This is a genomic window from Rhodococcus sp. NPDC059968 (assembly GCF_042738615.1).
Classification (GTDB): Bacteria; Actinomycetota; Actinomycetes; order Mycobacteriales; family Mycobacteriaceae; genus Rhodococcus_F.
In genome coordinates this window covers 44,942-69,359 of record NZ_JBHWUE010000033.1, presented here as the reverse complement: position 1 = coordinate 69,359, position 24,418 = coordinate 44,942, and the positions used below count along the sequence as shown (strand labels likewise).

The 24,418-nt window shown below is 67.0% G+C and carries 18 protein-coding genes; 9 read left to right on the top strand and 9 right to left on the bottom strand.

The window, feature by feature from the left end; all coding sequences use genetic code 11:
* The first annotated feature begins 233 nt into the window (after nucleotides 1-233).
* Nucleotides 234-1,535, top strand: coding sequence for an MFS transporter (locus ACFWAY_RS24915; RefSeq protein ID WP_378512514.1), 1,302 nt, complete (start codon nucleotides 234-236; stop codon nucleotides 1,533-1,535).
* Nucleotides 1,536-1,708: 173 nt separating this feature from the next.
* On the opposite strand, the gene ACFWAY_RS24910 is transcribed toward ACFWAY_RS24915, so the two are convergent.
* From ACFWAY_RS24910 to ACFWAY_RS24880, 7 genes are all read right to left on the bottom strand, one after another.
* On the bottom strand, nucleotides 1,709-2,125 hold the full coding sequence (locus tag ACFWAY_RS24910; RefSeq protein WP_378512513.1) for a nitroreductase/quinone reductase family protein: 417 nt from the start codon (nucleotides 2,123-2,125) through the stop codon (nucleotides 1,709-1,711).
* Nucleotides 2,126-2,165: 40 nt separating this feature from the next.
* Complete coding sequence (locus ACFWAY_RS24905; RefSeq protein WP_378512512.1) at nucleotides 2,166-3,230, bottom strand: LLM class flavin-dependent oxidoreductase; 1,065 nt, start codon at nucleotides 3,228-3,230, stop codon at nucleotides 2,166-2,168.
* 21 nt (nucleotides 3,231-3,251) lie between these two features.
* The gene (nikE, locus tag ACFWAY_RS24900; RefSeq protein WP_378512511.1) at nucleotides 3,252-4,868 is read right to left on the bottom strand and encodes a nickel ABC transporter ATP-binding protein NikE; all 1,617 of its coding nucleotides are present in this window, start codon (nucleotides 4,866-4,868) and stop codon (nucleotides 3,252-3,254) included.
* Entirely contained in the window at nucleotides 4,865-5,722 is an 858-nt protein-coding gene (locus ACFWAY_RS24895; protein WP_378512510.1) for an ABC transporter permease, read from the bottom strand. The genes nikE and ACFWAY_RS24895 overlap by 4 nt, the downstream gene beginning before the upstream one ends.
* The gene (locus tag ACFWAY_RS24890; RefSeq protein WP_378512509.1) at nucleotides 5,719-6,681 is read right to left on the bottom strand and encodes an ABC transporter permease; all 963 of its coding nucleotides are present in this window, start codon (nucleotides 6,679-6,681) and stop codon (nucleotides 5,719-5,721) included. The genes ACFWAY_RS24895 and ACFWAY_RS24890 overlap by 4 nt, the downstream gene beginning before the upstream one ends.
* On the bottom strand, nucleotides 6,663-8,270 hold the full coding sequence (locus ACFWAY_RS24885) for an ABC transporter substrate-binding protein (RefSeq protein ID WP_378512508.1): 1,608 nt from the start codon (nucleotides 8,268-8,270) through the stop codon (nucleotides 6,663-6,665). The genes ACFWAY_RS24890 and ACFWAY_RS24885 overlap by 19 nt, the downstream gene beginning before the upstream one ends.
* A 322-nt stretch (nucleotides 8,271-8,592) precedes the next feature.
* Nucleotides 8,593-11,712 carry a BTAD domain-containing putative transcriptional regulator gene (locus ACFWAY_RS24880; RefSeq protein WP_378512507.1) on the bottom strand — a complete coding sequence of 1,040 codons (3,120 nt, stop codon included), beginning with the start codon at nucleotides 11,710-11,712 and terminating at the stop codon, nucleotides 8,593-8,595.
* Nucleotides 11,713-11,866: 154 nt separating this feature from the next.
* On the opposite strand from ACFWAY_RS24880, the gene ACFWAY_RS24875 reads away from it, so the two are divergent.
* From ACFWAY_RS24875 to aroC, 8 genes are all read left to right on the top strand, one after another.
* A complete protein-coding gene (locus ACFWAY_RS24875; protein ID WP_378512506.1) occupies nucleotides 11,867-12,406 on the top strand; it encodes a flavin reductase family protein in 540 nt (179 codons plus the stop codon).
* A 41-nt stretch (nucleotides 12,407-12,447) separates the two neighbouring features.
* Nucleotides 12,448-13,923: a 4-hydroxyphenylacetate 3-hydroxylase N-terminal domain-containing protein gene (locus tag ACFWAY_RS24870; RefSeq protein ID WP_378512505.1), complete on the top strand. Its 1,476-nt coding sequence runs from the start codon at nucleotides 12,448-12,450 to the stop codon at nucleotides 13,921-13,923.
* A gap of 37 nt (nucleotides 13,924-13,960) precedes the next feature.
* Nucleotides 13,961-15,022, top strand: a complete 1,062-nt coding sequence (gene aroF, locus ACFWAY_RS24865) for a 3-deoxy-7-phosphoheptulonate synthase (protein WP_378512504.1) — start codon at nucleotides 13,961-13,963, stop codon at nucleotides 15,020-15,022.
* 1 nt (nucleotide 15,023) lies between these two features.
* Complete coding sequence (locus ACFWAY_RS24860) at nucleotides 15,024-15,677, top strand: hypothetical protein (protein ID WP_378512503.1); 654 nt, start codon at nucleotides 15,024-15,026, stop codon at nucleotides 15,675-15,677.
* 64 nt (nucleotides 15,678-15,741) lie between these two features.
* Complete coding sequence (asnB, locus tag ACFWAY_RS24855) at nucleotides 15,742-17,571, top strand: asparagine synthase (glutamine-hydrolyzing) (RefSeq protein ID WP_378512502.1); 1,830 nt, start codon at nucleotides 15,742-15,744, stop codon at nucleotides 17,569-17,571.
* A gap of 18 nt (nucleotides 17,572-17,589) precedes the next feature.
* Nucleotides 17,590-19,452: an asparagine synthase (glutamine-hydrolyzing) gene (gene asnB, locus ACFWAY_RS24850; protein WP_378512501.1), complete on the top strand. Its 1,863-nt coding sequence runs from the start codon at nucleotides 17,590-17,592 to the stop codon at nucleotides 19,450-19,452.
* On the top strand, nucleotides 19,449-20,750 hold the full coding sequence (locus tag ACFWAY_RS24845; RefSeq protein ID WP_378512500.1) for an MFS transporter: 1,302 nt from the start codon (nucleotides 19,449-19,451) through the stop codon (nucleotides 20,748-20,750). The genes asnB (ACFWAY_RS24850) and ACFWAY_RS24845 overlap by 4 nt, the downstream gene beginning before the upstream one ends.
* 7 nt (nucleotides 20,751-20,757) lie before the next feature.
* Nucleotides 20,758-21,936, top strand: coding sequence for a chorismate synthase (aroC, locus tag ACFWAY_RS24840; RefSeq protein WP_378512541.1), 1,179 nt, complete (start codon nucleotides 20,758-20,760; stop codon nucleotides 21,934-21,936).
* Between the two features lie 287 nt (nucleotides 21,937-22,223).
* Here the strand turns inward: aroC and ACFWAY_RS24835 are convergent, their stop codons facing one another.
* Both ACFWAY_RS24835 and ACFWAY_RS24830 read right to left on the bottom strand, forming a co-directional pair.
* Nucleotides 22,224-23,357 (bottom strand): helix-turn-helix domain-containing protein, encoded by a 1,134-nt coding sequence (locus ACFWAY_RS24835; protein ID WP_378512499.1) that lies wholly within the window; start codon nucleotides 23,355-23,357, stop codon nucleotides 22,224-22,226.
* Nucleotides 23,354-24,019 (bottom strand): hypothetical protein, encoded by a 666-nt coding sequence (locus ACFWAY_RS24830; RefSeq protein ID WP_378512498.1) that lies wholly within the window; start codon nucleotides 24,017-24,019, stop codon nucleotides 23,354-23,356. The genes ACFWAY_RS24835 and ACFWAY_RS24830 overlap by 4 nt, the downstream gene beginning before the upstream one ends.
* Nucleotides 24,020-24,418: the final 399 nt, after the last annotated feature.

The following is a 24,418-nucleotide window of genomic DNA, read 5'->3' as shown; positions in this document are numbered from 1 at the left end:
GGAGGCAGGAACTACTGAGGGCTGATCGCGGCTCATGCTCGACGATAGGTGACCCAGCTATAGCCGTCTCGTTGGATTCTTGTCATTTCCATCCTGTTGCCCCGCGCATCGCGCCCGGTTGCCTACTCATTGTGGTTCGCAATGAGAATTATTGCATCAATTAACTTTCTAAATTGGTGGGGAATCCGCGACGATGGAGACACACACCCGGCCAATGAAAGAGGCGTTTCGTCGTGACCAGGACGGTCGAGAGAGACGAGTATCACAGCACCCCAACGAATTCATCACACCCCCGGCCCGCAATCGATAGGACGACTCCGCGTAGGGCCAGGTTCGCCGCGCTGGGTTCCCGTAATTTCCGGCTGTTTCTGCTCGGTCAGGCGGTGGTGACCACCGGGTTGTGGGTGCAGCGCGTCGCTCAGGACTGGCTGGTGCTCGACCTCACCGGAAGTGCCACGGCCGTGGGTATTACCACTGCATTGCAGTGGGCGCCGATGCTGGTCTTCGGTCTTCTCGGCGGGTGGATTGCGGACCGCTACTCGAAGCGGCGTGTGTTGCAGGCCACCCAGACCGCAGCTGCGCTTCTGGCCGCGGTCTTGGCCGGGCTCACCTTCACCGACCATGTCGCCGCCTGGCATGTGCAGCTTTTGGCGGCCGGGGTCGGCACCATTGCCGCGATCGAGAAGCCTGTCCGGAGTACGTTCGCCACCGATTTGGTCGGGCCCTGCCAGATCCACAGCGCGGTCAGCCTCTCGTTCTCGGTGTTCTATCTGGGCAGCTTCGCCGGTCCGGCGATATCCGGGGTGTTGATCACCACTGTGGGTCCGGGCTGGGCGTTCGCCCTCAACGCCGTGTCCTTCGCGGCTCCGCTCATTGCTCTCGCCCGCATCGACGCTGCCGAGCTCCCGCACTCCCATCCGCGTCCGGCGACGCGGGTTGCTGCGGTTCCGCCGGGCGGGGTGCGCGCACTGATACGGCGTCCGGAGATCTGGCGGCCGATGGTGTTGGCGAGCATATTCGGGATGTTCACCCTGAACCTGCCCGTCACTTTGGCTACCTACGCTCGCACGGCCCACGCCGGTCCCGCCGGTTATGCGGTGCTGACCTCCACCGTGGCGCTCGGCTCCGTGGTCGGCGCCCTGATCGGTGCCATCCGTCCCCGCACCACCGTGCGCGCACTGACCCGAACCGGGTTCGTCTTGGCGGGCCTGTACCTGTTCGCCGCTGCCATGCCCACATCGTGGAGTCTCGCGTGCACTCTCGCCGCGATCGGCATTGTCGGCACGCAATTGTTCGCCTCGGCCAACGCCGCCGTGCAACTTGCTGCCGGGGCCGCGCTCCGTGGCCGGATGATGGGCGTCTACCTTCTGGTGGAAACGGGCGGCGCCGCCGTCGGTGGCCCGCTGCTCGGCGTCATCAACGAGTACCTCGGGCCCCGAGTGGGTCTGGTGCTCGCCGGCGCCATCCCCGCCGCCTTCCTCATCCTGCTGTTGCTCACGCAGCTCACGCGGCGCCCTGCCGCCGGGGTACCGTAGCAGGCTGCTTTCAGCACCGTGGACATCACTTTCGGAGGTCGACTCGCCGCTGGACGAGCGTAGTCGCGTTCCATCATTCGTACCGGCAGTCTCTGTAATGGCATGCCGCGGTGATTAATCGGAGCGCAACAGCGGAGCAGATGCACGGAGCGGGCGACTTCGATGCGTGCAGTTCACGAGCTCGAGCAGATCTGGACCTCGACCAATGGGCTTCCGGTGAGCCAGGTGTCGACGGTCGGTGTTGGCCCTTCGAGTGCTAGGTTCGGGGAGTGGAGCAGGCCGTCGATGATGGCCCCGAAAATACGGCGACGTTGGGTGGCGTCTGTGATGACGCGGCCGGTGGCGTGAATGTCCACGGCCGTGGGTTCGCGAATGTGAAGCGTAAGCGTGGGAGTTCGGACGATGTTGGCGTACCAGTCCCGGGGTCCGGGTCGGCCGGTGAGGTAGATGGTGTCGAAGGCGCGGTAGAACCAGATCTCCTGCCTGTGCGGGCGGCCGGATCGGGCACCGGTGGTGGTGATGTCGATGGTGCGGTCGTCTGCGGTCGAGTTCCGGTCGAGGTGAAGTGCTCGGAGGGTAGAAGCGTTCACGGTGTTCCTTCGTCGGAGGTGGTCGGTGACTGAGGTCTGGCTACCGGCGTAACTCTGCGACGAGACGAGCGCGGAGTTTGCGGTCGTCATCTGTTTCGGTGAGGGCGACGACCTGGAGTATGTCGATTCCGGCTCGGCGGTAGGTGTCGATGTAGTCGGCGACACGTTCGACGGATCCGATCACCAGTCCGTCGAAGGTGTTGCGCAGGTGTTGGTGGGCGGCCTGGCGGATGTCGTCGACGTTCTGGAGTTCTCGTTCGCTGCTGCGGGCGATCTGAGCGGAGGACCGAAGCGATTCCGGGCTCCGCTCGTGCAGTAGTTGCTCCCCGTGTGCCCGGAGGGCGTCGGCGGTGGTCTGCGCTTCGGTGTCGGTGTCGCCGAGGACGACGAAGAACTGCTTCCAGAACCGGAGTGTCCGGTTGTGTTGGGCTGCGAGTTGGCGAACCTCGGCGGTGACGGTGTGCGCGGCGTCGAGGGTGGGGAAGGTTCCGGCGTAGGCGTAGGCGTATTCGGCGGCGAGTTCCTTGGCGGCGGGCGAGGATCCGCCGATCGAGATCGGGGGGTGAGGGTGTTGGACGGGCCGGAATCCGGCCCAGGAGTCTTCGACCTGGTAGTGGCTTCCGTGGTAGTCGAATGGTTCGTCGGCGGTGAGGGTTCGGGTGAATATTTCCAGGTATTCGCGGGCGCGTTCGTACCGCCCCTGTTTGCTCAGGAAGTCGCCGTCGCGGCGAACGTCGGCATCGCTGGACCCGATGACAATGTGGGTGGCGGCGCGGCCGCCGGAGAGGTTGTCGAGGGTGGCGAAGGAGCGTGCCGCGACGGTGGGGGCGACGACGCCGGGGCGGTGGGCGACGGTCAGCCCGGTGCGGGTGGTGGCGGTGGCGGCGTGGCCGGCGACGAGCCAGGGATCGGCCCAGGCACTGTAGATGTGGATCAGCGACCGGTCGTAGCCGTCGAGTTCATCCTGGCGTGCTTCCCACCGGATGTGTTCGGGATCGATGTGGCGGGCGCGGGGGTCGGGCAGGAAGTGTGCGGCCCGCCGGTCCTGCGGACAGTTTCCGAGTGCAGGCGCGGAGAGGATTCCTCCGACGATTTCGGTGTTCATGGGTGCGGGTTCTCCTCCAGGTCAGATGCCGCTGAGGGCAGGCAGGTCGGTGTCGGTGCTGGTGTGGAGTCGGTTGGCGAGCAGGGCACGGGTGTAGGGGTGCCGCGGGGTGGTCCAGAGTTGCTCGGTGGGACCGGTTTCGACGACGCCGCCGCCGCGCATCACCGCGGTGCGGTCGCAGAGGCGGCGCACGACGGCGAGATCGTGGGAGATGAACAGCACCGCGACCCCGATGGAGCGGCGCAGGTCGTCGAGCAGGTCGAGGATCGCGGCCTGGCTGATCAGGTCGAGCGCGGAGACGGGTTCGTCGCAGACCAGGATCTCGGGTTCGGTGGCGAGTGCGCGGGCGATGGCGACGCGTTGGCGTTGGCCGCCGCTGAGGTGCCGGGGCCGTGACCGCGCCAGGGCGGGGTCGAGTCCGACCTGCTCGAGCAATTCGGTGATGCGGGTGTCGATGGTGGTTCGGTCACGGTGTCCGGTGGCTCGCAGGGGTTCGGTGAGGATGCGGCGCACGGTGTGGCGGGGGTCGAACGCGGCGAGGGTGTCCTGGTCGATCAGTTGGATCCGGTGGCGGTGTGGTCGGCGGTGGCGTTCACCGATTCCGCTCCACGCCTGGCCGTGCAGGGTGACAGTGCCGGTGTCGGGTTCGAGCAGGCCGAGGGCGAGCAGGGCCAGCGTCGATTTCCCGGAGCCGGATTCGCCGACCACACCGACCGCCTCACCGGCGTGCAGGTGCAGGCTGGTCTCGATGACGCCGCGGGTGTCGCCGCCGGTGGTGTAGGTCTTGCTGACCCGGTCGAGCACCAGGACCGGCGCCCGATCGGTGATGTGAGGGGTCTCGGATGGGGTGTGAGGTCGGCGGCCGGGGATCGCGTCGAGGAGGTGCCGGGTGACCGGGTGCTGCGGGCGGTGCAGCACGTCCCGGGTGGTCCCGTGCTCGGCGACGGCCCCGTCGTGCAGGACCAGGACCCGGTCGGCGACCGTGTCGACGACGGCGAGGTCGTGGGTGATGAGCAGGATCCCGTGACCGTGTTTCCGGAGTTCGCCGAGGAGGTCGAGGATCCCGGCCTGCGCTGTGACGTCGAGTGCGGTGGTGGGCTCGTCGGCGATGATCAGGCGCGGCCGCGCCGCGAGGGCGGAGGCGATGAGCACCCGTTGGCGTTCGCCGCCGGAGAGTTGGTGTGGGTAGTGGTGCAGACGCCCGGTCAGGTGCGGCAGGTGCACCCGGTCGAGGAGAGCGGCGACTTCCGCGTCGCGCTGCTCGCGCGGAACGATCCGGTGGGTGATGAGCGGTTCGGTGATCTCGCGGCCGATGGTGCGCAGCGGGTCGAGCGAGACCAGGGCGTCTTGGAGGACGAGACCGACGTGGCTGCCGCGCAACCGGTTCCAGTCCCGTGGTCGCAGAGACCGGGTATCGGTGCCGCCGATGCTGAGGGTGGATGCGGTGACGGTGGCGCCGGGGGAGGTCAGGCCGAGCGTGGCCTTGACGAGGGTGCTCTTTCCCGACCCGGACCGGCCGACCACGGCGACGCATTCGCCCGCGGTCACCGACAGTGACACCCCATCCAGGGCGGGTCGGGGTGTGCGGTTCGGGTAGGTGACGGTGAGACCTGTGATGTCGAGGAGGATGTCGGTCATCGGCGGCCTGCTCCTCGTGCTTCGAGGGTCTTGCCGACGACGGTGACGGCGATGACGACGAGGGTGATGGCGATGCCGGGGAAGAGGGCGATCCACCAGGCGTGTTGGACGAAGTTGCGGCCTTCCGCGAGCGCGAGACCCCACTCGGGGTCCGGTGGTCGTGCGCCGAATCCGAGGAAGCTGAGGCCGGCGGCGATGATGATGTTGGTGCCGGCGCTGATGGTGGCGAGGACGAGGACCGGTCCGAATGCGTTGGGCAGCACGTGCCGGGCCAGGATCACCACCGGTGCGATACCGAAACCGACGGCACTACGGACGTAGTTCGAGGCGTGGATGGTGTGTGCCTGTGCGCGGATGAGGCGGGCGTAGCCGGGGGCGGAGCCGATCCCGATCGCCAGGAGCACGTTGACGGTGCCGGGTCCGAGGACGGCGAGGACCAGCAGCGCCAGCAGGATTTCGGGGAAGGCGAGTCCGATGTCGGTCAGCCGCATGAGGATCGTGTCGATGATGCGGGGACCGATCCCGGCGAGCAGGCCGATGACCGATCCGAGGAGGACACCGACCGCAGTGGATCCGAGGCCGATGAGCAGTGACGGGCGGGTGCCGTGGATCAACCGGCTGTAGAGGTCGCGGCCGAGTTGATCGGTGCCCAGCAGATGCGCCGCGCTCGGGGATTGCAGGGTGGCGGTGTAGTCGGTGGCGGCCGGATCGGCGGCAGTGAGCAGTGCCGGCCAGAGTGCGGCGGCGAGAAACACCGCCAGCACGAGAGCCGCGAAAGCGGGGCCGGCGGTGCCCCGCACGCGTGCGGGACTTGAGGCAGCGGTCGGGTGGGGGCGAGCGGTGAGTGCGGTCATGGCCTGTTCGCTGTTCGGGTGCGGGGATCGGCGACGCGGTTGACGAGGTCGACGATCGTGTTGACGACGACGAACGCAGCGGCGGCGAGCATCGTGATGGCGGTGACGACGGGGATGTCGCGGGTGGTGACGGCGTCGACGAGGGTGCGGCCGAGACCGGCGCGGGCGAACACGGTCTCGATCAGCACGGCGCCGCCGAGGAATCCGGCGAGCGTCCACCCGCTCAGCGTCAAAGCCGGCACGGCGGCGTGGCGCAGGTAGTGCCGGATCACCGCGGTGCGGTGCGGCACTCCGCGGGCCCGGACGGTGGTGGCGAACGGTTGGTCGTCGGCGTTCTCGAGGGCCTGTCCGATGATCTGGGCGAGCACGCACCCGATGGGCAGGGCAAGGGTGACCGCGGGCAGCACCAGGGATGCGATTCCGGTGCTGCCGCTGGACGGGAACCACCCCAGCCCGAACGAGAAGACGCTGATCGCGACGATCCCGACCCAGAAACTCGGTGCCGAACTGCCGACCAGTTCGGCGACCGAGACCACTGCGCGCATCGCCGGGGACCTGATGGCCGCCACGACCGACAGGGTGACCGCGAGGACGACGGCGACACCGAACGCCGCGACCGCCAGCTGGGCGGTGGGGGCGATCTTCTCGGCGACCACGTCGGCGACCGGCCGGCCGAGCCGGTAGGACTGACCGAAATCCACCGTCCCGAGGCGGTGCAGGTACGACAGGTACTGCACCAGTAGTGGCTGGTCGAGTTGCAGGTCCGCAGTGATCGTGGCGCGCAGTTGCGGGGTGGCTCCGACATTCGGACCCAACAGGGCATCGACGGGATCGCCGGGAATCAGATGCAGCGCAATGAACGACAGCGTCGCCGCCCCCCAGACGACGGCGACGGCGCCGGCGAGGCGGCCACCGACTCGCCGGGCCAATCGCCGCCGGTTCAGTCGACTGGTGTCCATGCCGAATACAGGGCGGGAACGGTGGCATCAGGGGTGTAGGTCATTCCCTGCACGCGGGTGGAGGCGGCGGTCACGACCGGCGCGACGTAGGCGGGGAGCCCGTAGCCGGAGGTGAGGATGCGTTGCTGGGCGGCACGGTAGATCTTCGCCCGCTGGTCGGGGTCGGTGATCGTCAGCCCCTGCTGCAGTAGGGCGTCGAGTTCCGGGTCACGGACGTGAGATGCGTTGGCGCCGCCGTCGGCGAGTTGTTGATCGGAGCCGTAGATGGTGCGGAGCACGTCGGGGTCGCTTCCGCTCCAGCCGAACGCGATGATGTCGTAGGCACCGGAATTGCGGACACCGATGTAGCTGCCGTTGCCGATCGGGGTGATGGTCAGCTCGACACCGAGGGTGCGCAGGGCGTCCTGGACGGCGGTGTCGTAGGTGATGCGTTCGGGCTTCTGGTAGGTGGGGTCGTAGATCAGGGCGAGGGTGAACCGTTTGCCGTCCTTGGTCCGGTACCCGTCGGCGTCGGTGGCGGTGTAGCCGAGTTCGTCGAGCAGCTTTTTCGCCCCGTCCGGGTCGTATCCCCAGGTGCCGTCGAGGGTCCCGTCGTAGGCGAAGGTCGCCGGGTTCAGCGGGGCGGCGGCGGGCGCATACTTGCCCTGGAAGATGCCCTGCGTCAACGTGTTCAGATCGACACCCTTTTGGATCGCCAGGCGGGCGCGGGGATCGTTGAACGGTGCCCGGTCGGTGTTGAAGAAATAGGTGTAGGGGATACCGGTCGGGTCGGCGCGGTGCACCTCGATCCCGTCGGCGGAGTCGAGGGTGTCGATGTCGGTGGCGGCGACCTGGTCGATGGCGTCGACCTCGCCGCTGGTCAGCGCGCCCAGCCGAACCGAACTTTCGGGCAGGATGCGGTAGTCGACGGAGGTGAGGTAGGCGGGGCCGGTGCGGTCGGCGGAGGCCGGGGCCCAGTTGTAGGTGTCGTTGCGGGTGAAGGTGAAGCCTTCCCCGTCGGTCGCGGAGGTGAAGGTGAAGGGGCCGGTGCCGACCTGCGCGCGGCCGCCCTGGCACAGGTCGCCGGCGTTCTCGGTCAACGACTTCGGGGAGTGGAACCCGAGATTCGGGCTTGCGACGGCCCGCAGGAACGGGCTGTACGGGGCGGCCAGATGCACCGCGACGGTATGGGGGTCGATCACCTCACTGCCCCGGTAGGGGCTGATCAGCTGCCCCGCGTACTGGGAGGCGGTGGCCGGGTCGACGATCCGGTCGAGGTTCGCCTTGACGGCGGCCGCGTCGAACTCGGTGCCGTCGTGGAAGGTGACGTCGGTGCGGAGGTGGAAGGTGTAGGTGGTGGCGTCGGGGGAGATATCCCACGAGGTCGCCAGCCAGGGGGAGAAGGAGCCGTCCGGGTTGGCGTAGACCAGGGAGTCGTAGACGCCTCGCAGAATCGACGAGGTCAGGCTTGAGGGGCTGATCTGTGGGTCGAAGCAGTCGATCGCGGTGCCGATCCCCACCGTCAGATGGCCACCGGAGACCGGGTCTCCGCCGGCGGCGGTGGGTGAGGTTTGACCGGAGCATCCGGCCAGCACTGCGCTGCTGGTCATCACGATCACGGGAATCCGCCATCCGGCCCGCCGCGCGTGGTCAGCGGTGGTGTGGTCGGACGGGAGGTGGGGGGCCGCAGTTCTGCGGCGGATCACGCGGAGCCGGCCGCGATGTGGGGGAGCCGACGCGAGGGGTGTTCTGTTTCGCACGCCGGTCAGCATGATCATCGGCGCTTACAGATCACTTACGATCGCCGACACTCAGCGGTGCGGGTGCGGGTGCGGGTGCGCGTCGGTCGCAGCCTGGCCGGGCGCCACGCGCTCCTGATGCGAATCCATCGCTGCGTGTGGTCGCCGGGAGTGGGTGAAGAGGGTGGGCCGGTCAGGGGTGCGGGTTCGCGTCGACGGCCTCGTCGACAGCAGGCAGCCACCGCAGAACACAGGACTTCTCCAGCTCGTGACCGGTTTCCTCGTGCACGGACAGCGCTTGGTCGATCAGTTCCTTGGACCGCCGGGGACGCCGGGCGAAGAGGTTGTTGACGGCGAGGACTCCCAGGGCCTTGCCTTCGAGCAGTCGCAGCCCGGTGTTGCCGGCCACAAGCACCGATTCGGTTCCGTGCAACAGCGCCCGGCCCCGATCGTCGCGGTAGCGGTAGGTCAGTGCGAGACCGATGCTCGCTTCGACGACGACACGGTCGTTGTCGAGGCGCCGTCCTCGCCGCAGAGCGCTCTCGTGGAGGCGTTCGGCCGCGTCCAGTCGCCGGACGGCCCGGTAGGTGTCACCGAGCGCGACGGTGGCGCGGGCGTGACCGAGGTCGTCGCCGAGGGAGCTGAACAGGACGCGTGCGGTGTCGGCGTGGTGTTCGGCCTCGGCGAACCGGTGGGACAGCAGGTACGCGGTGGCCAACTCGAGGTGCACTCCGGCGCTGGCATGGGGGTTGTGGTTGCGGCGGGCCGCCCGCAGCGCGCGGTGGTGGAACGCTTGCCCGTCGGCGAGTCGGTCGAGTCCGATGAGGATCCGGCCGATGCGGGTGAGATTGTCCGGCTCGTACTCATCACGGCGGGCAGTGCGGTCGGATTCGTCGATCGTCGTTGCCCGTTCGAGGGCGTGGTGCAGATCTCCGGTGACCTCATCTGCAGACGCCACCGCACGCCCGTCGGTGGGCACGTGGTGTTCAGATCGGGTCGGCGCGGAGACCACGAGTGCTGGCCTGTTCACCGGTTTCGGTGTGGTGTCGCCGGGCAGGGCGAGGATCCGCTCGGACCCGCCACCTGAGTAACCGCGGCCACTAAGCCGAAGTGGTCGTCCTTCCGCTCTCGCCGCGGCTCTCAGCGCGGCAGAGAAGGCGGCCGCCCGGCGGTGATCGCTCAGTTCGCGTGCTGCGCGTAGTCCGTGGCCGGCGGCGGCCCGCCAGTCGATGGCATGGCCGTGGCCTGCGAAAATCCGGCACGCCACCTCCGCGAGGTCGACCGGCAGCGGTGAGCTCGGTGGTGCCCCGTCCAGGTGGATCAGCGCGAGGATGGTGATGCGGTGTCGGCGGACCTCGGCGGGGGAGCGGAGCCGGATGTCGGCGGCCGGGGTGAGATACCAGCGGGTCAGCCGGTCGAGTGCCGCGCGCCGATCGGCTGCGGTGTCGACCTCGGTGCTGCGGTGGGCGGCGAACTGCCGGAACAATTCCGGCAGTTCGGTGGCTCCGGAGTCGGACTCTGTCGCCAGATGAAGTCGGGTCAGCTCGTCCAAGGCTCCTGCCGCCTGCAGTTCTGCTGTTTCGAGCAACACCGCGGCCGTTTCGACGGTGAAGCCGCCGCCCGGTATGAGTGCCATGAGTCGAAGCAGCCGGCGCGTGATGTCGCTCAACGCGGTGTAGCTCGTGCGCAGGGTCGCCGCGAGGCTGATGGCACCGTCGGCGGGGTCGGTGGTCAGCCGCGCCAGCAGGTGGTCGCTGCGCAGTCGTGCGAGGAATGAGTCATGGAACTGTGTGGATCGGCCGCGCAGTTGCGCGCCGACGATGCGTAGCGCCAGGGGCAGATGGTCGCAGAGTTCGGCGAGCTCGATCAGTTCGGCAGTGCTGGGCCCGTCGCCGGACCGGCCGAGCATCTGGTGCAGCAGTTGCACCGAGGCGGGGCTAGGGAGCGGGCCGAGGGTGATCGTGTGGACGTCGTGGTGCACCGCCAGGCCCGAAAGGCTGGATCTGCTGGTGATGATCACCGCTGATCGGCCGCTCCCGGGGAGCAGCGCCGCGAGGCGGTGGGCGGTCTCAGCGGCGTCGATGACGATCAGGACTTGTCTGTCGGAGAGGCGGGCACGGAGCAGCGCCGACCGCGCAGATCTGGTGTCGGGCAGGTTCTCGGGTGCGAGGCCGCTCGAGAGCAGCAGCTCGGCCAACATCCGGTCCACCGGGCTCGTCGTCGCGGTCGGAGGGCCGCCGGTCAGCTCGACGTCCCCGGCGCCGGCTGTGTCCTCGTGGTCATCGCTGGTGGTGAACCACTGCCCGTCCGGAAATCGCCCACGCAGCCGATGTGCAAGGTGCACCGCGAACGCGGTCTTCCCGACCCCGGGCGGTCCGGTGACGGCGATCACCGACGGCCCGGACGACCCCTCGCCGCACACGGTGGTCATCGACGCGGCGGCGTCCTCGGTCTCCGGTCGCCGACCGACGAGATGATCGTGCTCGCGTGGCAGCGTGCACGAGACAAGCCACGCTGTCGGTGCCGACAGGTCCGTCTCCGGGCCGGGCGGACGGAGGAGATCAGGGTTCCCATTCAAGATGTCGCGGAACAGGTTTTGGAGATCACCGCTCGGATCAACGCCGAGCTCGTCGGCCAGCCGCACCGAGAGAAGCCGGTACGCCTCGAGCGCATCGGCCTGTCGTCCGCTGCGATAGTGAGCGAGGATCAGCTGCGCCGTCAGTGACTCGCGCAGCGGAGTTTTCGCGACCGCGGCCTGCAGGTCGTGAGTGATGTCGAGGTGGTTCCCGAGGGCGATCTCGATTCCGAACAGACGCTCCTGCAAACTTATTCGGAGATCGTCGAATGCGGTCGCGTCCGTCAATCGAACGGCGTCGGACTCGATATCGTCGAACGCGTTTCCGCGCCACAACGCCAGGGCCGTTGATACCGACGCTTTCTCCCCGAGCGCATCACCGGTGTCTCGGGCGGTGTTCGCTCGACCGACCAGGGCGCGTACCTGTCCGATGTCGACCTCGTCGTCGGCGAGAGCGAGTCGATAACCTCGGTTGGCGGACACAATCATTCGACCACCGCCGGGCACCGCGTCATCGAGAACTCGCCGGAGCCGCGCGACGTGGACGTGAATCGCCGCCTTCGCGTTCCGTGGTTGTGACTCACCCCACAGTCGATCGGCGATGGAGGCCACTGTCGCGGACCAGTCATCGCCTGTGACCAACGCGGCCAGCAGAACCCGATGCTTCGTCGAGGAGATGGGAACGTCAACGCCCCGCAGAACAACCGAGAGCGGACCGAGCACGGACACCCTGTTCATCTCATCCCCCCTCGGCCGCTTCGTGATCAGCTCCCTGGCCGATGCCACCGTATCCAGAGGTGAGACCGTGAACAATTCTTTCGCTCAGCCTGATCGGACGTGCTGTAGGCACTCTGCAAGAGACTTGTAAGCGCAACCCGACAGGGTCGAGCACGTGGAACACAACCCACCAACCACACACCGGGCCGCAGTGCTGGACACCCCGGGCATCGAAACATACGAGTTCCGGTCCGCAGCACGCCGCTTCGCCAGCGGCGTCGGGGTGGTCGCCGCCCGCTGGGAGAACCGCACGCTGGCGAAGACCGTGTCCTCGTTCACCTCGGTCTCACTGAATCCGCCTCTGATCTCTGTCTGTATCGGGTCCGCATCACCCCTGGTGTCCGCCATACATCAATCCGGCTGTTTCGCGGTCAGCATCCTGCAAGCCAATCAACACCGCGTCTCCGCAGCACTGTCTGCGCCCGGCTCCGGACAGGCGGGCACCGAATCACTCGGGATCGCGACCACCCCGTCGAGATCGGGTGCCGCCGTGATCGACGGCTACCTCAGCTATTTCGACTGCTCCATCGAGAACTCGTTCCAGGGCGGTGACCACACCATCGTGATCGGCCGAGTGATCGGCGCCGACAGCACCGACGGACAGCCGCTGCTGTATTTCGACGGCGGATACCGAAGCCTCCACACCCTTCCCTGAGTGTCGCCGAACACACGCACGAACCGAGTAGGAGAGAAACCATGACGATCGAATCCCCGCCGCGGTCCCCGGCGACGCCGCTCGGACTGCAGACCTCGACCCGCTATCTGAGCAGTCTCGCCGACGGGAGACAAGTGTGGCTGGACGGGCAACGCATCACCGACGTCGCAGGTCACCCCGCCTTCATGGAGGCGGCCCGCGAGCTGGGCCGGCTGTTCGACCTCCAACACGACCCCGCATTGCGCGATCAGCTCACGACCCCCGCACCAGGGGGCACCCACCGCCTCAGCTGGGCCTACCACCTGCCGACCACGGCCCGGGACCTGCGAGCGAAGAGGCACAACGCCGATGTCTGGATGCACGAGTCGTGGGGACAGCACGGACGATCGCCAGCGTTCATGTCCACCATCGCGGTGGGCATCTACGATTTCCGCACACGCCTGGGAACCAATCGACCCGAATTCGCAACCAACGCCGAGAACTACTACCGCTACTGCGCCGATAACGACCTTGTGCTCGCACACGCCCTCGGCGATCCCCAGATCGATCGCAGCGCCACACCACTCGACGACCCTGACCTCGCGCTTCGCATCGTCGCCGAGAACCACGATGGCATCATCGTCCGCGGCGCCAAGCAGTTGACCACCCTCGCCCCGTTCGCACACGAAGTGCTGGTGTATTTGTCGGCTTCCTTCGCCAACCGGGGAGCCGAACAGTTCGTGGTGTGGTTCGGAGCCCCGATCAACACACCCGGACTGAAGATCTTGTGCCGCGAACCCTTCGGACACGGTGGCTTCGGGCACGCACACCCGTTGGGGAGACGATTCGACGAACAGGACGCGATGCTGTTCTTCGACGACGTCTTCGTCCCCTGGGACCGGATCTTGCTCCTGCACGATGGAGCGCTCGCCCGTGAAGGCCTCGGGCGCATCAACGCCTGGAGCCAGTACGTCGGGCAAGTCCGATTCCGGGAACGCCTGCAGTCCCTGCTGTCGGTCGGCCTCGTCCTCGCCGAGTCGATCGGCGTCGACGGGTTCCGCAACATTCAGGAGGACCTCGGCGAGCTGGCGAGTTACATCGACATCCTCGACTACTTCCTCGACGCCGGGGAAGCCGGCGCTCACCACACCGACGGCGGGCTCCTGGCACCGGCGGCCACGCCCGCTGCAGCTGTCTGGGCGGCCCAGATCGCCTCGCGGTGCACCGAGATCGTCCGACGTATCGGCTCCGCGGGAATCCTCATGCAGCCCACCGAGGCCGACCTGGCGTCGACGGAGCTGCGCCCGTTCCTCGACACCTACATGCGCGGCAAGACGCTGCCCGTCGACCAGAAGGCGCGGCTGTTCCGCCTCGCCTGGGACCTGACCGAGGACGGCTTCGGCTCGAGGCAAGACCTGTACGAGTTCGTCCACCGCGGTGACATCACCCGCAACCGCATCAACCTCCTGCACAAGCACAAGAACTCCGCCCACGTCGAACGCGTGCGATCGGTGATCACCCAACCGATCTCCAGCTAGCCGACATTGTGAACCACGTTCCAGGAAAGGCTTTCGCATGATCATCGAGCTCATCCCCAGCGCCGACGAGACCGCGGCGGACCGGTTGACCGACCACCTGCGATCGAGGGGCCTGCACCCCTGGCGCGGCGGCGAGCCGTCCCAGCTGGTTCTCGACCCCGCCCCGGCGCCGGCGGTCGCCGACGAACTGCGCGCACTGCCCGAGGTCGCCGACGTCATCGAGATACCCGGGAAACTCCGCCGAACCTCCCGCGCCTACCGCAGCGACACCTCGATCGTCGAACTCGGCAACGGCACCCGGATCGGCGGCACCGAGTTTGTCATCGCCGCGGGACCGTGCGCCGTCGAAACCGCGACCCAGCTGGGCGCCACCGCGTCCGCCGTCCACGCCGCCGGCGCCCGAATCCTGCGCGGCGGCGCCTACAAACCGCGCACGTCCCCCTTCAGCTTCCAAGGCCTCGGCACCGAGGGCCTGCGGCTTCTCGAGGCCGCCCGCGCCCAGACGGGCCTGCCGGTCGTTACCGAGGTGATCGAGCCCGCCGACGTCGAAGCCGTCGCCGCCAGCGCCGACATCGCCCAGGTCGGCGCCCGGAACATGCAGAACTTCGCCCTGTTGAAGGAACTCGGGCGCACCCGCGTCCCGGTGTTGCTCAAACGCGGCATCGCCGCGACCGTCGACGAGTGGCTGCTCGCCGCCGAATACCTCCTCGACGGCGGCAACACCTCGGTGATCCTGTGCGAGCGCGGAATCCGCAGCTTCGACCCGTCCACACGATTCACCCTCGATCTCAGCGCCATCCCGGTGGCCAAGAAACTCAGCCACCTTCCTGTCATCGTCGACCCCAGTCATGCCGCCGGCCGGGTCGACCTGGTGGCCCCGCTGGCCAAGGCCGCGGTCGGGGTGGGCGCGGACGGGCTGATCATCGATGTGCACAACGATCCGGCTACCGCCGCGTGCGACGCCGGGCAGGCACTGACCCCGGACGCCTTCGCCACCCTTGTCAGCGAACTCAGGCCCATCCTCGCCGCCGTCGGACGGACTCTGGCGACCGCCGCCATCGACGAACCGGCAGCGCTCGCCTCCGCAGTAGGGGCATAGGGTGTCCGCCAGCATCTCCACCGTCGACCGGGACGTGCACGAGCGGGCGAAGCTGTGGCAACGCCGCCTGTTCGAGGCCGAGTCGGGGTTGACCAGATTCTTCATCCAGAACAGCGACGACCGACTCCTCGATGAATGGCTACAGGTCAAATCCGAGATCTTCGCCGACATCCCCGCAACCGGGACCGTCGATGAGGCCGGCTGGCAGCGGGCGTTCTTCCGCGGGCAGGCACTGATGGAGCGTTTCATCGTCGGCCACTACGGCCATGACCGCATGTCCGACTGGGCGCAATCCAACGCCGATGTCTACGCCGCCACCACATCCCGGTACGACGCCGCAGCGGTCGCCGACCGATTCCGCCGCCAACTCGACAACTACCAGTCCGACACCGACGTCATCCTCGGAGATTCGGACACCGCGCAGGTCACCATAGCCCGGTGCGGGATCTGGGAGTACCGGGAACGGGCCCGGGCCCGCGGCGTCCCCATCACCCTGGCCTCGCCCTGCGAGTACTGCACGAAGGCGACGACCGCGAACTTCGCCGCGAAGGGATACCGGTCCCAGTACACCCTGCTCGACGACAACGCCCAACGGGGCTGCCGGTGGACGCTGCAACCGGACACCGACACCACCACTACCGCGTCCACCACCTGACACACCACCGCGTCGAGCATGCCCCTGCGGCGATGACCGACCTCCTTCGAAAGGATCGACACACATGTGCGGAATCGCTGGTTGGGTCGACTGGCACCGAAATCTGGTCCACGAACCCGACACGACTGCGGCCATGACCGCCACCATGGTCAACCGCGGACCCGACGCCGGCGGATCCTGGGTCCGCGACCACGTCTACCTCGGCCACCGCCGTCTGGCGATCATCGATCTCGATGGCGGTGTGCAGCCGATGATTTCCCCGAGCGAGGACCTCGTCCTCACCTACAGCGGCGAGGTCTACAACTTCCGCGAACTGCGGTCCGAGCTGATCCGGTTGGGTCACCGGTTCCGCACCCGATCGGATACCGAGGTCGTCCTCGAAGGCTACCGGCAGTGGGGGCCGGCACTCGCCGAGCGACTCAACGGCATGTTCGCCTTCGCGGTCTGGGACCAGCGGACATCGGAGTTGACGCTTGTGCGGGACCGATTGGGCATCAAACCGCTCTACTACCACGCCTACGACGGCGGCATCATCTTCGGCTCGGAACCCAAAGTCATCCTCGCGAACCCGCTGTTCACCGCAGAGCTCGACACCACCGGAATCGCCGAATTATTCGCCTTGGCAACAGCACCCACGCCCGGGCACGGCGTCTACCGGGGTCTGCGCCAGGTCGAGCCCGGCACCATCGTGCAGTTCTCCCGGGACGGGCTCCGCGAGGTGCGCTACTGGTCACTGCCGGCCCTCGAACACCGTGACTCGTTGGACGAGACGACCTCCCATGTCCGCGAGCTCCTCACCGACATCGTCGAACGACAACTGGTCGCCGACGTCCCGGTGGGATCGCTGCTCTCCGGCGGCGTCGACTCGAGTGCCGTGACCGCGCTCGCCAGCAAGGTCCGCGCCCAGCAGGGGCACGAGAAGATCTCCAGCTACTCGGTGGACTTCCCCGACGCCGAGCGCGCCTTCCGCAGCACCACCTGGCACCCCACGCGCGACGAGCCGTTCGCCACCGCGGTCAGCGCGCACCTGGGCACCCAGCACACGACCATCGTCGTCGAGCCGCAGGACGTGCTCGCGTACGAGCAAGCAGTCCTCGACGCACGCGACCTCCCCGGGTGGGGGGAAATGGATGTGTCCCTGTTCCTGCTGTTCAACAAGGTCCGGGACTTCTCCACCGTCGCCCTGTCCGGGGAATCGGCGGACGAGATCTTCGGCGGCTACCCCTATTTCACCGACCCGGCGGCCCGCGCGTTCCACGGATTCCCCTGGCTCGCCGGCAAACAAGGGCCGACGGCCCTGCTGCGGGAGGACGTGCGCCGCGCCGTCGACCCCGAGGAGTACGTCCGCCAGCGATACGCCGCCGCGATCGCCGAGGCACCCACCCTCGACGGCGAGTCCGCGCAGGACGCCGACACCCGCCGCATCTCCTACCTAGCCCTGACCCGATGGCTCGTCGCCCTCCTCGACCGCAAGGACCGCATCAGCATGGCCACCGGCCTCGAAGTCCGCGTGCCCTTCTGCGACCATCGCCTCGTCGAGTACGTGTGGAATGTGCCCTGGCAGTACAAAACCGCGGACGGACACGAAAAGGGACTGCTCCGCCGGGCCGTCGCCGATCTGCTCCCCGAATCCGTCGTCAACCGGAAGAAGAGCGGCTTCCCCCCGAACCCCGACCCGCACTATCTCGCGGTCCTGCGCGAGCGCGCCACCGAACTCCTCGCCGACCCGAACGCACCGGTCTTCGACCTCGTCGACCGCACCGAGGTCCAGGGCCGCATCCAACGTGGGGAACCGCTGCCGAGCCCCCGCGCGGCCACCACCGCGACCGCCGGGCTGAACTTCCTGCTCAACCTCGACACCTGGCTGCGTCAGTACCACGTACGCATCCTCTGACCGAAAAGGACATTCGCCATGTGCGGCATCACCGGATGGATCGACTACCACGGTCTCGGCCCGGACGCAGCCACCGTCCTGACCCGCATGACCGACACCCAGGCACTGCGCGGACCCGACGGCGCGGGAATCTGGACCTCGACCATCGCCGGACTCGGACACCGCCGGCTCTCGATCATCGACCTGGCCGGGGGAGCACAACCCATGCTCGCCCACACAGACGCGACCGGCACCACAGACCCCGCCCTGGTACTCACCTACAGCGGCGAAATCTACAACTACCGCGAACTGCGCGCGGAACTGCGCACCCGCGGGCACACCTTCCGCACGACCAGTGACACCGAGGTCGTCCTCGCCGCATGGACCGAGTGGGGGACCGCAGCAGCAGACCGCCTCAACGGCATCTACGCATTCGGGGTCTGGGACACCCGATCCCAGACCCTGTCGCTGGTGCGGGACCGACTCGGCGTCAAACCCCTCTACTTCCGGCAAACCGGATCCAGCCTGGTCTTCGGTTCCGAACCCAAAGCGATACTCGCACAAAGCCGCCACCGCCCGGAGATCGACGACGAGGGCATCATCGCGCTGATGCTCCCGCTGCTGAAAATCCCCGGGAAGAGCCCCTACACCGACATCGGCGAAGTCAGGCCCGGGGAAATCGTCACCTTCTCCCGCGCCGGGCTCGCCCGCCACCGGTACTGGCGACTCGAAGAACAGATCGCCCCGACCGGGCACGCACGCAGCCTCACCGACTCGGCCGACGCGGTGCGAGGCCTGCTCGAGGACACCGTCGGCCGCCAGCTCATCGCGGATGTGCCGTTGTGCACGCTGCTCTCCGGTGGACTCGACTCGACCGCCATCACCGCACTCGCCAACAACCAGCTGACCCCCGGGCGGGTCCGCTCCTTCTCCGTGGACTTCTCCGCGCCCTTCGTCGGATCGGAGGTCACCCCCAACGCCGACACCGAATACGCCCACGAGGCAGCGAAATTCATCGGATCGGACCACACCAGCATCGTCCTCGACGGCGCCGGCCTCGCCGATCAGGCCATCCGCGAAGCATGCGTACGCTCCCGGGACCTGCCCTTCGGTATCGGTGACCTCGACATGAGCCTGTACGTGCTCTGCAAGGCGATCAAAGACCACTCCACCGTCGCACTGTCCGGGGAATCGGCCGACGAGGTCTTCGGCGGCTACCTGTGGTTCCACCGAGACGACGCCGTCTGGGCGGACACCTTCCCCTGGATGTCCGACAGCCCCGCACACGGTCGCCTGCACCGGCGCATCCTCAACGTCTTCCGCCCGGAACTGCGCGCGAAACTCGGCGTCGACGACTACGTCACCGACCAATACCGCACGGCGCTCGCCGAAGTCCACCACAGCGACACCGACACCCGGCAGCAACGGCGGATGCGCGAACTCACCCACCTCGGGCTGACCCGCTTCCTGCCCACCCTCCTCGACCGCAAGGACCGCCTCAGCATGGCCGCAGGCCTGGAAGTGCGCGTCCCCTTCTGCGACCACCGACTCGTCGAACTGGTCGCCCCGCTCGGGTGGGACGTCCAAACCGGCGACGGCGCCGAAAAGAGTGTGCTCCGCCAAGCCGTCCGCGACCTCATTCCCCGATCGGTCGCCGACCGCAAGAAATCGCCCTACCCGTCGATCCCCGACCCCACCTACTCCGACGAGGTAAGCCAACAACTGGCCGCCCGACTCGCCGACCCCGACTGCAGGCTGAACGAACTGTTCGACCCCGCGGTGCTGCACGCCGCGATCACCCCGACCGCCGCACCCGGCGCGCTCATCAGCAACGTCGAAGCCGAACTTGCGTTGAACTTCGATGCCTGGCTGCGGATCTACGACCCGGTGCTCGCGCTGTGACCGTCGACCAGATCACCCAACCCGCGGCGCCGAGCAGGCCATGGGCGGACCTGACATGCCGCTACGGGCTGCTGTATGTGCTGCTGTTCCTGTTCGGGGCGGAGATGTACCTGGTCGCCCCGCTGCTGCCGACCATCTCCGACGACTTCGGCGTCCCCACCACCCACGTGGCGGCGCTGGTGACCGTGTACGTGATCGTCCAAGCCGTCGCCGGACCCTTCCAAGGCCTGGCGTACCCGATCCTCGGTGCCCGTACCCTCGTCGTCGCCGGCAGCCTCACCTTCGCCGCCGGTAACATCCTCGCGGCCGTAACCGACCACTTCGCGGTACTGACCCTCTCACGGGCGATCGCCGGGCTCGGCGTGTCCCTGGCCGGGCCCGCGATCTGGGCCTGGATCGCGAACACCGCCCCCGAGGAGGTGCGCGGAACCGCCGTCGGCGCCGCAATGGGCAGCTTCGCCGTCGGCCAGGTCTGTGGGGTGCCGATCGGTGCCTTCGTCGCCTCCGCGGCAGGCTGGCACTGGTCTTTCGCGGTCATGGGTATCAGTGCCGTCCTCGCCGCCCCGCTCCTTCACTTCGCGCTCAAACACGCCCGCCCCACCCCGGTCGCAGATCGCGACACCGCCCCGCAGTGGAAGACGCTTTTGCGAGCCTGGCACCCTGGCCTGCTGCGCGGAACCCTGCTGGTTACCTTCGGATTCCATGCCGCCAACCTCGGGGCCTACACCTTCCTGTCCGAGATTCTGGCCGACAAGCACCATCTCGACGTGGCGCAGCTCGGCTACATCGGCGCACTGTCCGGCGCCGGAATGTTCGTCGGCGCCGTCGCCGGCGGTCGCATCGCCGACCACTTGCGGCGCCGCGGACGAACCGAGTACACCGTGCTGCCGCTGTGGCTTCTCATCGTCGGCGCCGCCATCGCGGTGGCCGTGCTGTCGAACCAGTTGTGGCTCAGTCTCGCCCTCGTGCCGGTCTGGTTCTTCGCCGCCGGAGCCTTCGACACCAACCAGCAGACCGCCGTGGCCCGCCTGTCACCGGGATTCACCGCAGTCGCACTCGCCTGGAACCTTTCCGTTCTCTACGCCGCCGCAGCATTCGGCGTCTGGGCGATGAGCGCCGGCACCCACCGGGCCGGATCGGTCAGCGGTATTGCCGGTGTCCTTCTCCTCTTGGCGTTCGTCGGCGCGACCTTCCTCGGTGTGCGACAGCGGAAGACACCACCCTCGACGAAAGACCGTGAGGATGAAGCGAATCCGACGAGTGCCGTGGACCACACTTCCGAATCCGAGGTGAGGTGAGGTGAGCATGCTGACATGGCTTACCGCCGGCGAATCACACGGCTCAGCCTTGGTGGCCGTCGTCGAGGGCATGGTCGCCGGAGTCACCGTCACCAGCTCCGACATCTCAGCCGAGCTGGCCCGTCGACGACTCGGCTACGGCCGCGGCGCTCGCATGAAATTTGAACAGGACGCCGTCACGGTGCTGGGCGGCATCCGGCACGGCCGCACCCTCGGCAGCCCGATCGCGATCCTCATCGGCAACACCGAATGGCCCAAGTGGCAGCACGTCATGTCACCGGATCCCGTCGACCCGGCTTTACTCGACGGCGCCCGCAACATACCCCTGACCCGGCCGAGGCCCGGCCACGCCGATTACCCGGGAATGATTAAGTTCGGGTTCACCGACGCCCGACCCGTATTGGAGCGGGCCAGCGCCCGCGAGACGGCAGCACGGGTCGCGGCCGGGGCGATCGCCAAGGCATTCCTACGCCAAACCCTCGGTGTCGAAGTCCTCTCCCATGTGGTGGCCATCGGCGAGGCCGAAGCGCCCGCGGATAGCCCCGTTCCGGTGCCGGAAGCACTGGACGATATCGACACAAGCCCGGTGCGGGCCGCCACCCCGGTCGCGCAGGAACTCATGCTCACAGAAATCGAGGAGGCCAAGAGGGAAGGCGACACCCTCGGTGGCGTCTTCGAGGTATGCGTCCATGGGCTGCCCGTCGGCCTCGGCTCCTACACCAGCGGCGATGACCGCATCGACGGACAACTCGCCCAAGCACTGATGAGTATCCCCGCGATCAAGGGCGTCGAGGTCGGCGACGGATTCCGCAGTGCTCGGCGACGGGGTAGCCACGCACACGACGAGATCTACCCGGGCAGCAACGGCGAAGAAGTGCGGCGACGAACCAACCGCGCAGGAGGTATCGAGGGAGGGATGACCAACGGTGAAATCTTGATCTTGCGCGCCGCCATGAAGCCGATCTCCACAGTGCCCCGGGCGCTTTCGACCATCGACATCGATACTCGCGAACCCGCATCGGCGGTCCACCAGCGCTCGGACGTGTGCGCCGTTCCCGCGGCGGGTGTGGTCGGGGAATCCATGGTCGCACTGGTGCTTGCGCGCGCTGCCCTGGCCAAACTCGGAGGCGACTCCCTAGCGGAAATCAACCGAACGAACCGCACAACGCCGGAACGTCCCCGCTGAACTGACAAGAGGCGGTATTGGGCCGAACGGTCTGAGCTACCGACCAATTCTAGGCGTTGGCGCCAGTGGTCCAGCATTCCGAGGTCCTGAATCCGGACGCCCACCCCGATCGGCGGATCGCTCGATGCTGAGCGAAACACATTCTTGAACTTGCCGAGACCATACTCAAAGGTCACCGATGGGTTCTGCTGCCAGGTGTCGAACACCTGGATGAGGCGAATAGTCAAACAGACCCCCGCGCCCACAATGGGTCGTAGCGAGCGGGGGCAAGGCGAACCCGAACAGGTTCAGTACCTGCGAAACTCGATGGAGACGACGTTGTCCTCTTTGTCCGGCGATTCTTGTTTGGACGAGGTCGTTGGGGAACCCATCCACCGCTGGATGAGAGAGGGTTCGATACCGTACTCGTCGGAAGCGCGTGAGACGAAGTGGCGTCCATAAACTCGTTCGAGTGCCTGAGCGAACAGGCGTGGCGATTCCTGGGGAACTTCGACTGGCTCGTTCGTCCGCCAGCCCTGAGATGACAGCTGGATGCTCAAGCTGCGGTATCGAGCGGGTGAAATTGCACCAATGTCTTTGGCTCGTCTAATAATAGCTCCAACTGACATGCCGTAGTCCGCCTTGATTCGCAAGTACCCGTGAAGCGAGAGTGTTTCGGATACGCGCTTGGAAACGACGCGTTGTGGCAACAACAGTGCGCCGCCGAACCTGAATGCGCGGGTCTCTTCCGGGCTTCGTGTGCTGCCAAGCGGCGACATCAGGTGCCGGTCGAACACCCAATGAGCGGCTTCATGTCCCAAGCTGAGGCGTTGAACGGCTCCGGGAAGCTGGCTAGTCAGAGCGACGAGTGGACGATCAGTTCCAGTGTTCGGGCGGGAGACCCCGACATGATCGGACACACCCTCGAAGCTGTCATCGAGGTCACTGACGACGCCGACTCCGTGACGTTCGAGAAGTCGGGTGACATTCTTGACAGGGTCCTCGGGTCCGAGGTCAGCCGAACGGCGAAGCGCCTCGGCGCATTCCTCCGGATCACCGTCGAACTCGTCTGGATTCGGTAGAGCGGTGGTGCGAAACTCGGATGCCGCGGAGATCGCATTGAACAATCGGGCGGCCTCGGAGTACAGCCGCTTAACCCGTCGCTCATCGCGCGCGCTGGCACGCGCCCGTTTCCGGAATGTGAACTGCCCTGCGTCTGTCACACCGTCCGCCGCTTGAAAGAAGCTCAGCGGCACTGAATAGGTCCGGCACAGTTCGAGTGCTAGGGGTTCAGGCAACGCGCGTGTGCCATTTTGGACGCGCGACAAGAATCCCTGCGACACGCCAGCACCCGCAGCAAGCTCCTGCTGTGTCAGCCCCTTGAGGTCTCGGAGCGCCTCGAGTCGTGACCCGAGGAGGTCTGCGGCGTAGGTATCAATCATTCGTTGATCTCTGCGCGATCGATTTGAGCGGTGTCAAAGAAGTCCTCGTCGTCAGAGTCTCCAGCGAAGGCCATGGTGGTGAAGATGCTGCCACCGGGCCTCAAGGCAATATCGAGATCGAACGGGACGGCGTTACCGTAGACACCGGCGGCGAGCGGCCGGACGATGCGCAGCGTGAAGCCCTCGTCGAGTGCTGCCTTCTTCTTGTAATCCCAAAGAAGGAGGAGTTCATGCACTGACAGTGGCTTCTGGGGGGAACCAAGGTCCGACCGGGTGAACAATGCGCCCTGCTTTGCGCTCTGGGTCCAGGCGTCCCGGCGGGCGCGGTTGTTCCCGGCAACGGGCACGCCACTCGGGTAGGTCTTTCGCCTCTCCTTCAAAAATCGCAGCTTGAGGCCCAGCTCCGGGGCGGAAAGATACAGCTGTCCCATCGCCGCCGGGTTGCCGTCGACCTGCCACTGGGGAGGCAATCCCTCTGTCTCGAGGTACTCGCGAAATGCGAGCCGTGCGGCCATGGGCCGAAAGTGCGGGTATTTGGTGTGGCGGAAACCGCGTGCGCGCACGTCTGCATCTGCCAGTGCGGACGAGACGCCCTCGTACATCCGCGGCGAAAGGATCTCTGCCTGGGTCACGACGAGCTGCTTCATTTCATCGGGCGTCATAATATGACCTCTCCTGTGCGTGTGGTCATATTATGACGCCCGATGAAAGATGTCCACTCCACCTTCAGCGCGTCGCAGAGCGGCAGGAATGATGGCGTCTCTTCCTGTACGCGACGTCGATACTCCGCACCGGTCGAATATCGAGGTAAACGCTGATGCGCAGCGTTTTCGCCAGCGTGCTTGTTGACGCGACGAACCTGGACGTTTGCTGTCGCTTGGCTAGCTGCGCGAGGTCTCGGGTCAGTAGGGACGTTTTCGCGCGCCGACAACCCTCACGGAGCAACACGTCATCGACACAGTGGGGTTTGCCGTGGTCGCAGGTGGGTTCGGGATCGTGACAGTCGCTATCTGAGTTCAGCGAGAGAAATCATGATCCGCCGACCCACCTCCGGGCGGCAT

Coding starts and splice junctions, on each gene's coding strand:
- ACFWAY_RS24835 (WP_378512499.1), bottom strand. CDS start 23,357: ATGATTGATACCTACGCCGCAGACCTCCTCGGGTCACGACTCGAGGCG.
- nikE (WP_378512511.1), bottom strand. CDS start 4,868: ATGACCGACATCCTCCTCGACATCACAGGTCTCACCGTCACCTACCCG.
- ACFWAY_RS24905 (WP_378512512.1), bottom strand. CDS start 3,230: ATGAACACCGAAATCGTCGGAGGAATCCTCTCCGCGCCTGCACTCGGA.
- ACFWAY_RS24880 (WP_378512507.1), bottom strand. CDS start 11,712: ATGAACAGGGTGTCCGTGCTCGGTCCGCTCTCGGTTGTTCTGCGGGGC.
- asnB (WP_378512501.1), top strand. CDS start 17,590: ATGTGCGGCATCACCGGATGGATCGACTACCACGGTCTCGGCCCGGAC.
- ACFWAY_RS24830 (WP_378512498.1), bottom strand. CDS start 24,019: ATGACGCCCGATGAAATGAAGCAGCTCGTCGTGACCCAGGCAGAGATC.
- aroC (WP_378512541.1), top strand. CDS start 20,758: ATGCTGACATGGCTTACCGCCGGCGAATCACACGGCTCAGCCTTGGTG.
- ACFWAY_RS24870 (WP_378512505.1), top strand. CDS start 12,448: ATGACGATCGAATCCCCGCCGCGGTCCCCGGCGACGCCGCTCGGACTG.
- ACFWAY_RS24895 (WP_378512510.1), bottom strand. CDS start 5,722: ATGACCGCACTCACCGCTCGCCCCCACCCGACCGCTGCCTCAAGTCCC.
- ACFWAY_RS24885 (WP_378512508.1), bottom strand. CDS start 8,270: ATGACCAGCAGCGCAGTGCTGGCCGGATGCTCCGGTCAAACCTCACCC.
- ACFWAY_RS24890 (WP_378512509.1), bottom strand. CDS start 6,681: ATGGACACCAGTCGACTGAACCGGCGGCGATTGGCCCGGCGAGTCGGT.
- aroF (WP_378512504.1), top strand. CDS start 13,961: ATGATCATCGAGCTCATCCCCAGCGCCGACGAGACCGCGGCGGACCGG.
- asnB (WP_378512502.1), top strand. CDS start 15,742: ATGTGCGGAATCGCTGGTTGGGTCGACTGGCACCGAAATCTGGTCCAC.